9 protein-coding genes and 1 pseudogene are annotated in these 12,183 nt (G+C 48.8%); 6 read left to right on the forward strand and 4 right to left on the reverse strand.

The window, feature by feature from the left end:
- The first annotated feature begins 81 nt into the window (after positions 1-81).
- A complete protein-coding gene (locus tag ACKFKF_RS31905) occupies positions 82-909 on the forward strand; it encodes a creatininase (protein ID WP_446871412.1) in 828 nt (275 codons plus the stop codon).
- Between the two features lie 49 nt (positions 910-958).
- Here the strand turns inward: ACKFKF_RS31905 and ACKFKF_RS31910 are convergent.
- Positions 959-1,348 (reverse strand): annotated as a pseudogene (locus ACKFKF_RS31910) (GAF domain-containing protein); the annotation flags it as partial.
- 14 nt (positions 1,349-1,362) lie between these two features.
- Here ACKFKF_RS31910 and ACKFKF_RS31915 point away from each other — a divergent pair.
- A complete protein-coding gene (locus tag ACKFKF_RS31915) occupies positions 1,363-2,160 on the forward strand; it encodes an MBL fold metallo-hydrolase (protein ID WP_446871413.1) in 798 nt (265 codons plus the stop codon).
- On the opposite strand, the gene ACKFKF_RS31920 is transcribed toward ACKFKF_RS31915, so the two are convergent.
- The 3 genes from ACKFKF_RS31920 to ACKFKF_RS31930 all read right to left on the reverse strand — a co-directional run bounded on the left by ACKFKF_RS31920 (position 2,128) and on the right by ACKFKF_RS31930 (position 5,201).
- On the reverse strand, positions 2,128-2,883 hold the full coding sequence (locus tag ACKFKF_RS31920; RefSeq protein ID WP_446871414.1) for an SDR family NAD(P)-dependent oxidoreductase: 756 nt from the start codon (positions 2,881-2,883) through the stop codon (positions 2,128-2,130). The two genes, ACKFKF_RS31915 and ACKFKF_RS31920, sit on opposite strands and share 33 nt — an antisense overlap.
- Before the next feature lie 172 nt (positions 2,884-3,055).
- Positions 3,056-4,063: an ABC transporter substrate-binding protein gene (locus ACKFKF_RS31925; RefSeq protein ID WP_446871415.1), complete on the reverse strand. Its 1,008-nt coding sequence runs from the start codon at positions 4,061-4,063 to the stop codon at positions 3,056-3,058.
- Between the two features lie 319 nt (positions 4,064-4,382).
- Positions 4,383-5,201 carry an ABC transporter ATP-binding protein gene (locus ACKFKF_RS31930; protein ID WP_446871416.1) on the reverse strand — a complete coding sequence of 273 codons (819 nt, stop codon included), beginning with the start codon at positions 5,199-5,201 and terminating at the stop codon, positions 4,383-4,385.
- 354 nt (positions 5,202-5,555) lie between these two features.
- Between ACKFKF_RS31930 and ACKFKF_RS31935 the strand changes: the two genes are divergently transcribed.
- From ACKFKF_RS31935 to pcrA, 4 genes are all read left to right on the forward strand, one after another.
- Positions 5,556-6,410, forward strand: coding sequence for an ABC transporter permease (locus tag ACKFKF_RS31935; protein ID WP_446871418.1), 855 nt, complete (start codon positions 5,556-5,558; stop codon positions 6,408-6,410).
- 111 nt (positions 6,411-6,521) lie between these two features.
- Positions 6,522-6,668, forward strand: coding sequence for a CHAT domain-containing protein (locus ACKFKF_RS31940; RefSeq protein ID WP_446871419.1), 147 nt, complete (start codon positions 6,522-6,524; stop codon positions 6,666-6,668).
- A 420-nt stretch (positions 6,669-7,088) separates the two neighbouring features.
- Complete coding sequence (locus ACKFKF_RS31945; protein ID WP_446871421.1) at positions 7,089-9,620, forward strand: DUF3656 domain-containing U32 family peptidase; 2,532 nt, start codon at positions 7,089-7,091, stop codon at positions 9,618-9,620.
- A 107-nt stretch (positions 9,621-9,727) separates the two neighbouring features.
- Positions 9,728-12,073 (forward strand): DNA helicase PcrA, encoded by a 2,346-nt coding sequence (gene pcrA, locus ACKFKF_RS31950; protein WP_446871422.1) that lies wholly within the window; start codon positions 9,728-9,730, stop codon positions 12,071-12,073.
- Positions 12,074-12,183: the final 110 nt, after the last annotated feature.

Genomic DNA, 12,183 nt, shown 5'->3' on the forward strand with positions numbered 1-12,183 from the left:
GACCTCAAACCCAGGAGTAGTCTCGCTTGTAAATTCTCGGAAAGGTCTAATTGTTGTTAGGGTCATGATAGGAGCGGTTCTATGCATCCACTATTAATGAGTTCGCTTAGTTGGGTTGAGTATCGAGAACGGATTCAGACTAAAGTCCCGGTGTTTATTCCCTGTGGCGCACTCGAACAGCACGGCCCTCATTTGCCTTTGGGAACGGATGCTTTGTTGAGTACAGCGATCGCTCAAAGTGTAGCCGAACTTGTGAATGGGATTGTTGCTCCGACCTTTAGCTATGGCTACAAGTCTCAACCCAAATCAGGCGGCGGACAGCACTTTCCTGGCACAACTAGCTTAGATGGGAATACCTTGAGTCAGATGATTCGAGATGTGATTCGAGAGTTGGCGCGGCAGGGAGCAACTAGCCTGGTTGTCATTGATGGACACTATGAGAATCAATGGTTTTTGACAGAAGGAATTGACCTGGCGCTTCGAGATGTGGGCACTGCGCCGAATCTGAAAGTCATGCGACTAGAATATTGGGACTTTTTGACCGAATTAACTCTCAGCCAAGTCTTTCCAGATGGCTTTCCTGGCTATGCACTCGAACATGCGGCCGTGATAGAAACCTCGCTCATGTTGCACTATCATCCCAAGTTAGTTCGGTTGCACTTGATTCCAGACGACAAGCCCGCTGACTTTCCGCCCTATGATCTGTATCCACCAAAATTAGACTGGGTACCGCCTTCGGGAGTGTTGTCTTCCGCCAAGACTGCCAGCATCGAGAAAGGAACTCTCATGTCAGCCCAGATTGCTCAACAGATTGCAGCGGCGATCGCTCAAGAATTCCCACACTATCAACATACTGCCGAAGATACTGAACGACAAAGGTCGTCGATCGCTGTTGTACCAGGTGAATGAGGGCGCGATCGTGCTCACTCCATTTTCTAGGCTGCCCAAACACACAGGGTTCTAGAATGCCATAAAGCTCACCTTTGTAGTAAAGAGGTGCATGAATTAAGGCACGATGCCCAAAAGCTTCTCGCTCGTAAACCACATTCACCACGTCGGAACCTGCTGTTTCGATATCGTCTACAAACACCGCTTCTGGAGTGCGAAACGCCATCCCCATTAAAGGATCTTCTACAGCCTCTGCTTCAATAAATGTTGAGCCTGTCAGGTCGGCAAACGGTGAATGACGGCTGTAACAGTGAGTAACCGTTCCTTGGCTAGTTGCGGGATTGCGAAGATAAAGGAAACAGCGATCGCACTCTAATGCTTCACACAATGCTGGCATCAATGCAGTAAAGACTGCGTTAGGATCAGATCCAACCGTAAAAATAGTGTCTAAATCAATCATGAGAGGTGATGAGAATGGAAAACACTCAATTAGCTTGTGAACAATGGTTTTCGACTGAAAAGATCAATGATGGACTGTATCTGATTAGCGAACCGCACTACTACTGGTGGAATCGCGCTAATCTGTGGCTGATCAAAGGACGCGATCGAGATTTGCTGATTGACACCGGATTGGGCGTTTCTAGCTTACGCCAACATATTGCCTCCTTAATGGACAAACCGCTATTAGCGATCGCCTCTCACATTCACTTTGATCACGCTGGCGGAATGCACGAATTTGACCATCGAGCTATTCACGCTGCCGAAGCTGACGCACTCCGAACGGGTGACGATCATGAAGCGCTATGCAGCCCCGAACATGGATTTGTTTTGCAAGAACATTTCGATTTGCTGCCCCATCCTCAATTCACTGTAGAACAATACACGCTGCAAGCGACCGAACCGACTCAAATCCTACAGGAAGGCGACGTATTAGATCTGGGCGATAGAGCCTTTGAAGTACTGCACTTACCAGGGCATTCTCCGGGGTGTATTGGATTGTATGATCCGCAGCGTGATGAATTGTTCTCTGGCGATGTCATTTATGATGGCGATTTGTTAGATGAGCTTCATTGCAGTCATATTCCCACTTACATTACCAGCTATGAACGTTTACAAATGCTTCCCATTCAAACCGTTTATCCAGGGCATTATCAAATCTTTGGTCAAGAGCGCTATCAGCAAATCATTGTCGAGTATCTAGAAGCCAGACGCAAGCCGGGTTGTCCGTCTGATCACCTCTCACAAAATTGTTTTTCCGCCATCCACGAGTAGCGTTGAGCCATGTAGCAATCGAGGCGCATCACTGGCTAAAAATAAGGCCACTTGAGCGATTTCGTCCGGCTGTCCTAGACGAGCGATCGGCATTCCTGCAATGCTGTCTTCTCTGGCTTTAGTTGGGTCAGCGTCTAGTTCAAATTCCTGATCCAACATTTGAGTGTCGATCGGGCCCGGACACAGTGCATTAATGCGAATATTATCGCGAGCATATTCCAGCGCCAAAGCACGAGTAAAAGACAACACGGCTCCCTTACTGGCGCAATAAGCAGAATACAAAGGTTGAGCGACTACAGCCAACTCAGAAGCCGTATTGATGATCACGCCTGCTTTTTGCTGCTGCATAATGGGGATCACCTGCTGACAAAGATAAAAAGTAGCCAAAAAGTTAACCGCCAAAATCTTTTCTAGCGTTGCTTGACTAACGGTTAAAAACGGCTCAACAACAGAGATTCCAGCATTGTTGTAAAGAACATCGACTCGCCCATAGGTTTGATGGCAGGCGGCGATCGTCTCTACGGCTCCCTGCTGCTCAGACAAATCGGCGGCAAAAAACTCAAACTTGAGAGAACTGAGTTCTTGAGCAAGCGATCGACCTGCTTCAATATCAACATCGACTCCAAACACCGTCGCGCCTGCTTGTGCAAAAATTTGGGCAGCCGATCGTCCAATTCCAGACCCGACTCCTGTAATCACAACAACTTTTCGATCGAGTTTCATATAAAAATGACTGTATTGTTCAGCATTCAATATTATGTTGTTGCACAGAGTCATCCGAGGTGATTGACTGACAAAAGTTCTAAAACCCTAATCTATTAACGGTCACCGCCCAAGAAGTTTTGTCATCATTTGAGAGTGAAAATTTGATCTCCACTCTCAAACAATCTCAATTCTAGAGCGACTTTACAAGCGAATCATCATAGAGTGCTTTGACATCCAGCGGTTGCGACACCACCTTAAAATCGTAAGCAGCTTTAGCAACCAATTCAAAACTCTTGATCGCATTGTTAGGATGATCAGGATTGAACCCGATCGTCTTATTACCCTCAATGTCAAACAGCGTGATTCCTGTGAGTTGTTCGCGCAGTTCTTCGGGTTTGATTCCTAGCTTTTCGGCGGCGGCATTGATCGCATCCGCATCGCCCGCCTTCAGCAATTTGATTCCTTGATCGGCCGCTTTGAGAACTGAGAGCAATTCGGTTCTACGATTAGCAATCAAATTGGGACGGGTCACCAAAACATCCGCAATCAAATTCGTGCCTTTAGAGCTAAAAATTACTTCTCCACCGCCTTCTTTGGCTGCTTTAGTCAGAAACGGCTCATAAGTCACCGCCGCATCCACTCGTTTGGCGCTAAAGGCTGTCGCCGCATCGGCAGCAGGCATATCTCTAATCGTAAAATCCTTTTCAGTCACCCCGCCTTTGTCGAGATACGCCCGCAGCAGCACTTTCTGAAACAACACATCTTCACGAGCCAGCGTTTTACCCTTTAAGTCAGCAGGTGTTTTGATGCCGCGTCCGAGAATGCCATCCGCCCCGTTGGAGTAATCACAGAGAAAAATAATTTTGAGGTTGGGATCTTTGCCAGCCATTTGAATCACATCCCCCGCGGTCAGCCACGCCAGATCAACCTTACCCGACAGAAACGCCGTAATTTGCTCTGTGTTGGATTGAAACAAAATGTCCTGAATTTTGAGGCCAGCTTGCTCATAAAAGCCTTTTTTCACCGCAACGTGATGCCCCGAATAGCCAGACCAGGGGTTAGTGGCGATCGTCAGCGTTTGGGGTTGAGCAGGATTGTTAGCTGCGTTGTTACTGGCAGATTGAGGAGAACACGCAACCGTCCACAATAGAGCGACCAATGCAAAGGCGATCAGTTTGATTGAGCGAAAATTAAACATTCGAGAATTCCTCGGAGAGCATAAAGTAAATCACAAAAGATACAGTTTTAGGGCGTTGCTGATTGGAGGGATGAATCTGTGAGAAGTGTCCATCTTTTCGCCCCCTAAATCCCCCAAAATTGGGGGACTTTGAACCTTGGGGTTCCCGCCGCTTTGGGGCAATTCATCCCCTGATTCAGCAACGCCACATCCTGCTTTCAATGCAAGTTTAATCGAATCCTCCGCCAAGATTTTTCATCGATCGCCCCCAATTTATCCACCCAAACATTCGTTTCTTTAACCGCCGTCACAGGGTTAGCATTCTGTTAGCTGGGATGGTTTACTCGTCGCGAAGGGAATGCAAAATCTGACGTTTTACTTCCACAAATTCAGGCGACAGCTTCATATCTAAGTCGCGGTGTCCGGGCAAATTAACGGGCACTTCTAGCTTCATTCGTCCCGGACGCGCACTCATCACATAGACGCGCTGAGATAGAAAAATTGCTTCTTCGACATCGTGGGTAATCATCAAAACGGTGACGTGGGTTTGTTCCCAGAGTTCAAGTAAAAATTGCTGCATCTGCTCTTTGGTTTGAGCATCTAGCGCCCCAAACGGCTCATCCATTAGCAACACGGCTGGCTCATTGGCTAATGCACGGGCGATCGCCACTCGCTGCTTCATACCACCCGACAACTGTTTGGGGTAAGACTTGGCAAACTGGGTCAGCCCCACCACATCTAGATAATATTCAATTCGCTCTCGCTGCTCGGTTTTGGGCATTTTACGAAGCTGCAACCCAAAGGCAATGTTTTGAGAAACGGTCAGCCACGGATAAAGCGTGTAGTTTTGAAAGACCATTCCGCGATCGGAGCCTGGGCCCGTCACTTCTCGCCCGTCCACCAGCACATGACCCGAAGAAGGACTGGCCAGCCCCGCCACAATGTTGAGCAATGTCGATTTGCCACACCCAGATGCCCCAACCAGACAGACAAACTCTCGCGCAAAAAGCTGAAAGTTAATATTCTCCAAAACTGTCAAAGCGCCGCTCTGAATCGCAAACGACTTGGACAAGTCACGAACCTCAAGCTTGGCAGGCATTGAAGTCAGGTCGGTGGCAGTCCGCTCACGCTGTAAGTCTTGCGATCGAGTATCGAGCATAGTGGAGCTTCCAGGAGTAGGCAACAACGTCGAATCTCTACTAGCTAACTAGATTGTGTGGTCTCAGAGTGTCAGTTTAGATACATAACCAATTACTCTGTTTAATAAAAACAAATAAATCCTTCCGGCAGGTGAGCGGCTGAAAACTTACGCGGGGACGTTAGAAATACTTGATTTTGTGATTTTACTCAGGTGCAAAAAGCCGATCGAGTAGCTTTGAATACAAAAAAGCCTGAATGTCTCCCTAGACTAAAAGAGATGTCAGTGAATGTTGACGAAGGTTGACATTGCCGATCAGTGATAGAGCCAACGTTCTACCGCAAATCGTTGTATCACCTGTAAAGGACTATTTCTGTGGCTAATGCGAGTTTAGATTCATCTCCTGCACCCGATCGTCAATATCACTATCTCAAGCCTTCGGTCTTCTGGAGCATTCGGCAGGGCTTTTCGCGGCGATTGGCTGTGTTGATTGTCGCAGTTTCGATGGCGGTGCCGCTGTTATTGTGGTCGATCGTCAGCTATGCCAAGCTAGTTCCCCCGATGTTTTTGCCGACTCCGACGGCAGTGGTGCAAGCGGGAATTGAGATGTTTGCAAACAATGACCTGATGGCGGATGTGCTGGTCAGTTGTGGTCGAGTGTTGGTGGGCTTTTTGACAGCAGCGATCGTTGGGGTGCCGATGGGCATTGCGATGGGGACGTTCTACAGCATGAACAGTTTGTTTGCGCCGTTTGTGGGAACTGTGCGCTATATGCCCGTGACCGCCTTTGTGCCGTTGATTGTAATCTGGCTGGGGTTGGGTGAAGAATCAAAAATCTTGATCATTACATTAGGAGTTGTGTTGTACAACGCGATCATGGTTGCGGATGCGGTGAAGTTTATTCCCGGTGAGATGATCAATGTTGCCTATACGCTGGGTGCAACTCGACGCGATGTTTTGTTTAAGGTGATTGTTCCCGCGACTTTTCCGAGCGTGTTAGATACCTTGCGAGTGAATATTTCTGGCGCATGGAACTACCTCGTCATTGCCGAACTGGTCGCCGCTCAAACGGGCTTAGGATTTAGAATCATCCAGGCACAGCGGTTTCTGCAAACTGAGAAAGTTTTGTTCTGCATTCTACTGATCGGACTGATCGGACTGGCGATCGACTACGGCTTAAAATGGATTTCAACAATGCTCACGCCCTGGGCTGATCAAACTCGACATTGATCCAGTCAGAACATTGTTTCAACCTTGCTTTGACGTAGTTCTCTGATAAATACAACTTCAAAAGAGCGACCTAAGAAAGAATCGTGGTCTGTCGATCGCGACCTTCCATTTTTGATTGATCTGTCCGGACTGGCGGTGCGTTCTGGTGCCCGGAGTACCCTGGCAACATTGTGGTCTGTAAGCAATGACTCGACCGCAGATTTGATGGCTGAGTTTTATAGCGTTTTGACTCAGCAACATTTAAGTAGAGCAGAGTAAGTAGAGCAGAGATTCTCCGACAAGCTCAACTCATACTCCTGAAAAACCCACAGTACGCCCATCCCTTCTATTGCCCCCGTTTATCCTGGTTGGCAACTGGCTTTAAGTTGACGTGTTGCCTATTAATAATCGTCCTGATCATTGAACGTGAAGTCGATGGAGTTTTCTCGCTTCGTTGTTCAGCACTTCTGCCCCCCAATCTGCCAATTTTGGGAGACTTTGAGACAATATTTCTCGTTCAAAGTCCCTCACTTGTGGGGGATTTAGGGGGCGAGAGTATTCAGCTTCGACGGACAGATTCATATTCTGATTCAGCAACGCCCGAATTTCTTCTGATCCATCTTTTGTTCTTCTCTTTTGGCTTCTAACTCTGATTCCCCACGGCCGCTATCATAAATAAGCCCCTGCTTTCTCCTTGTCATGTACACCGCTCCCAACCCAGCTTCTAATTCGCATCAGTCAACCCTGCATCGACCTGAACTGCTTGCCCCTGCTGGACATTGGGACTGTGCCAAGGCGGCCGTCGAGAATGGAGCCGACGCGATTTATTTTGGGCTAGAGCGATTTAACGCCCGCATGAGAGCCGAAAACTTTAGTGAGGCGGATTTGCCCGATTTAATGGAATTTTTGCACATTCGCGGGGTCAAGGGCTATGTGACGCTGAATACGCTGATTTTTCCTCAAGAATTGGTCGAGGCAGCGCAGTATCTTCGCACCATTATTGCGGCTGGGGTCGATGCGGCGATCGTGCAGGATGTGGGCATTTGTCGGCTGATTCGGCACCTTTCGCCCGATTTTCCGATTCACGCTTCGACGCAGATGACGATTACCAGTGCCGCAGGGGTTGAGTTTGCGGAGTCGATCGGTGCTCAGTTGGTGGTGTTGGCGCGAGAATGTTCGCTGAAAGAGATTCACAAAATCCAGCATCAGATCACTCAACAAAAATCCCTGCCGCTCGAAGTGTTTGTACATGGGGCGCTCTGTGTGGCGTATTCAGGGCAATGTTTGACCAGTGAATCGCTGGGTGGACGCTCTGCCAATCGAGGGGAATGCGCTCAGGCTTGCCGAATGCCTTATGAGTTGCTTTCAGATGGCAGAGTTGTTGAGTTGGGCGATCGCAAGTATCTTCTCAGTCCCCAGGATCTCGCCGGACTAGACGTATTACCAGAACTCGTCAAAACCGGAGTCACTAGCCTCAAAATCGAAGGTCGCCTCAAGTCTCCAGAATATGTCGCCAACGTCACCCGCGTCTATCGTCAGGCTCTCGATCGCGTCATGCAATCCGCACAACCCGAAGCGAATTCAACACCCCTCACCCCACACCCCTCACACCCCACACCCGATCGCTACAACTTGGAAATGGCCTTCTCTCGTGGCCTCTCTACAGGCTGGTTTGAAGGCATCAACAATCAAGAATTAGTCCATGCAAGATTTGGCAAAAAGCGCGGCGTGTATTTGGGCGAAGTCACTCAGATTCGGGGGGAGCAGGTCACGATCCAATTAGAAGCGCCCGTTAAGCCAGGAGACGGCATCGTGTTTGACAGTGGGCACCCCGAAGCTGCCGAACAAGGCGGACGAGTTTACACCGTTGACTTGTACGATCGAGAAGCCGTTCTCTCATTTGGACGATCGGCGTTAAATCTGCGAAAAATCCACCTCGGCGATCGCGTCTGGAAAACCAGTGACCCAGAACTCGATCGACAGGTCAGACAAAGTTTCACGGGCGAACATCCCCAATTTCAGCGTCCGATTTCCTTAGAAGTTCATGGCGCAGTGGGGCAAAAATTGATTGCGATCGCGCGTGATTTATCCGGCAATCTTGTCCAGGTTGAGTCCGAGATGGCGTTAGTCGAAGCGCACAGCAAACCGTTGACGAGCGATCGCTTACAAGAACAGCTAGGACGATTAGGAAACACGCCCTTTTTGTTAGAAACGCTCACCAATTCTGTGCAGGGTTCCGTGATGCTACCCGTCAGCGAACTCAACCGTCTGCGGCGAGAAATCGTTACTCAGCTAGAAGCACTCCGCGCCCAACCCAAACGCTGGCAACTTCACCCCACCGCTACGCTCAAAACGCTGCTGCCTGTCGTCTCTCATAGTCCCATTTCTACCTCAGCTAATCTAATCGTTCTGGTTCGCAATTTAGACCAACTTCAGGCGGCCATCTCAGCTAACATTCAGACCCTCTACTGCGAATTTGAAGACCCTCGCAACTACCGCCAAGCCGTCCAATTAGTTCGTCACGCCTCACGCACGCCTCACCCCTCACAGATCTTCGTCGCCCCTCCTCGCATTACCAAACCGGGCGAAACCTGGATTTTGCAGCAGGTTCGGGCGAGTGAGGCAGACGGATATTTAGTCAGAAATTACGATCATCTAAAGTTTTTTGAACAGGATAACTGTATCGGAGATTTCTCATTAAATGTAGCAAATCCACTCACCGCAGATCACTTTATCCAACGCGGACTACAACGCTTGACGGCATCTTACGATCTCAACATTGCTCAACTTCAAGCATTGCTAAAAAGCTGTCCGCCGGAATGGTTTGAGGTCACGCTACACCAACACATGCCGATGTTTCATATGGAACACTGCGTCTTCTGTGCTTTTCTGTCAGAAGGAACGGATTATACAAACTGTGGGCGACCCTGCGAAGAACACGAAGTCAAACTACGCGATCGCATCGGTACAGAACATATTCTCAAAGCCGACTCAGGCTGCCGAAACACCGTTTTTAATGGGAAGGCCCAAACTGGAGCCGAATATTTTCAACACTTGCGAGAATGGGGCGTTCAACACTTCCGCATCGAATTTGTGAACGAAACGCCCAGCCAAGTGATCGAGACCATCGATCGCTACCGTCAACTCCTCGAAGGCAAAATCAACGGCTCTCAACTCTGGCGCGACCTAAACCTACACAACCAACTAGGCGTAACACGAGGCACCTTCTAACAAAATCCTCCTCCCTCCTCCCTCCTCCCTCCTCCCTCCTCCCCCTCACTCCTCACCCCCAAGATGCGATAGGCTTGAGATAGAGACTGTTTCCCCTTGATCCTGCCATGACGCAACCTACTGATTTTCTCAGTCACCTCAACCCTTCACAGCGCCAAGCGGTCGAACATCACTGTGGGCCGCTTTTGGTGATTGCAGGGGCGGGATCTGGCAAAACGCGCGCGTTGACCTATCGGATTGCCAATCTCGTCCTGACTCATAAGGTTGACCCAGAGAATATTTTGGCCGTCACCTTTACCAACAAAGCCGCCAAAGAAATGAAGGAGCGGATCGAGAAACTGTTTGCCGATCGCCAGGCCCACGCCGATTTTGGTAAGCCCCTCGAAGCCCTTCCCGCTCATCAACAAACCAGTCTGCGATCGAAGGTGTATAAAAACATCATCAAAGATTTGTGGATTGGGACGTTTCACGCGCTTTGTTCACGAATTTTGCGCTTTGATATCGAGAAATTTCAGGACGAGAAAGGACGCAAATGGACAAAGAGCTTTTCGATTTTTGATGAATCAGATGCTCAAAGTCTGGTCAAAGATATCATCATCAATCAATTGAATTTGGATGACAAAAAGTTTGATCCGCGATCGGTAAGATTTGCGATTAGCAACGCTAAAAACAAAGGTTGGTCACCGCAAGATCTAGAGCAAGAACAACCCAACTTTAAAGGACGGGTGATTGCGAATGTCTACAGCATGTATCAAGACAAGTTAGCCGAAAATAATGCATTAGACTTTGATGATCTAATCCTGATTCCGGTGAAATTGCTTCGCCAAAACGAACAGATTCGCGCATACTGGCACAAACGCTTTCGACACATTCTCGTCGATGAATATCAGGATACTAATCAGACTCAGTATGATTTGGTTCAGCTATTAGCTACGAATGGAGAAGCCGCCCGATCGTTTGAAGACTGGAACTATCGATCGATCTTCGTAGTCGGGGATGCAGACCAGTCGATCTACTCGTTTAGAATGGCTGACTTCAAGATTCTCATGGGGTTTCAGCAAGATTTTGGCGATAGCTTGCCCGACGACGATACGCGCACGATGGTCAAGCTAGAGGAAAACTATCGATCCACCGAGAACATTCTGCAACTGGCCAATCACCTGATCGAAAACAACACCGAACGCATCGACAAAGTATTAAAACCAACCCGTGGAGAAGGCGAATCTGTCTATTGTCACCGTTCTGACGACGAGGTTGCCGAAGCTGAATTTGTGGTACAGCAGATTCAAAAATTAGAGCGTCAAAACCCCGAATTGCACTGGGGCAAATTTGCCATTCTCTATCGCACCAACGCCCAATCTCGCGCCCTTGAGGAATCACTGGTACGATCGCGCGTTCCCTACAAAGTCGTCGGCGGTCTGCGATTCTACGATCGCAAAGAAATTAAAGATGTGTTGGGCTATTTGAGAGCGATCGTCAATCCTTCTGACACCATGAGCTTACTGCGGGTGATCAATACGCCAAGACGAGGAGTGGGTAAAGCGTCGATCGATGCTCTGCAAAAAGCCTCTATAGAATTAGCGATTCCGCTCTGGGAAATTCTCATTGATGAAACGTCGGTCAAAACCCTGGCAGGGCGCGCTTCTAAAGGGGTCATCAGCTTTGCTCAAACCATTCAAAAATATCAAGAGCAGCTAGAAACTGCCTCCGCGTCTGAAATTGTCCAGGGCATTCTCGAAGATTCTGGCTATGTGCAGGACTTAAAATCTCAGGGCACCGACGAAGCCGAAGAACGCTTTCAAAACGTCCAGGAGCTTTACAATGCCGTTCTGCAATTTGAAGAAGAAAACGAAGACAACAATTCTCTGACGGCTTTTCTGCAAAACGCCGCCCTGCAATCCGATCTAGACGACAAACAAGACGAATCGACCAAAGTGTCTCTGATGACGCTGCACTCGTCTAAGGGATTAGAATTTCCCGTTGTGTTTTTGGTGGGCTTAGAGCAAGGGTTGTTTCCGAGCTTTCGATCGCTCGACGACCCTTCTGCCCTCGAAGAAGAACGTCGCCTCTGTTATGTGGGCATCACTCGCGCCCAAGAGCGCCTCTTCATCACCTACGCCCGCGAACGTCGTTTGTATGGAAATCGCGAAATTGCCAGCCCGTCTGTCTTTTTGTCAGAATTGCCCAAAGATCTGATGGAAACCAATGTCGGAGCCGGACTGCCAACTCGCTGGACAAAGCCGATCGCGCAAAAAGAGCCAGAATCTAACTTTGCGGGCACCGTTTCAACCAATTGGAAGGTAGGCGATCGACTAATCCACCGCATGTTTGGCGCAGGTGAAATCACACATGTCTTCTCCTCTGGCAAAAAAGTCACGCTGGCGATCCGCTTTCCCGACGGCGGACAAAAGATCATCGATCCCCGACTCACCCCCCTTCAGCGCGTCGAATAAGCCAGAAGCGCCTCTTGAATCCCCTTTAGACAAAGAACTTTTGATCAGAATTGTCCAAAGTCCCCCAGCATGGTAGGGTTGATTTATTCTAGCCAGAGGGAAAGCCAACC

Source organism: Phormidesmis sp. 146-12 (assembly GCF_052939495.1).

Bases quoted from the DNA above. Each gene is read 5' to 3' on its own strand.
- ACKFKF_RS31905 (WP_446871412.1), top strand. From the start codon at position 82: ATGCATCCACTATTAATGAGTTCGCTTAGTTGGGTTGAGTATCGAGAA.
- ACKFKF_RS31915 (WP_446871413.1), top strand. From the start codon at position 1,363: ATGGAAAACACTCAATTAGCTTGTGAACAATGGTTTTCGACTGAAAAG.
- ACKFKF_RS31920 (WP_446871414.1), bottom strand. From the start codon at position 2,883: ATGAAACTCGATCGAAAAGTTGTTGTGATTACAGGAGTCGGGTCTGGA.
- ACKFKF_RS31925 (WP_446871415.1), bottom strand. From the start codon at position 4,063: ATGTTTAATTTTCGCTCAATCAAACTGATCGCCTTTGCATTGGTCGCT.
- ACKFKF_RS31930 (WP_446871416.1), bottom strand. From the start codon at position 5,201: ATGCTCGATACTCGATCGCAAGACTTACAGCGTGAGCGGACTGCCACC.
- ACKFKF_RS31945 (WP_446871421.1), top strand. From the start codon at position 7,089: ATGTACACCGCTCCCAACCCAGCTTCTAATTCGCATCAGTCAACCCTG.
- pcrA (WP_446871422.1), top strand. From the start codon at position 9,728: ATGACGCAACCTACTGATTTTCTCAGTCACCTCAACCCTTCACAGCGC.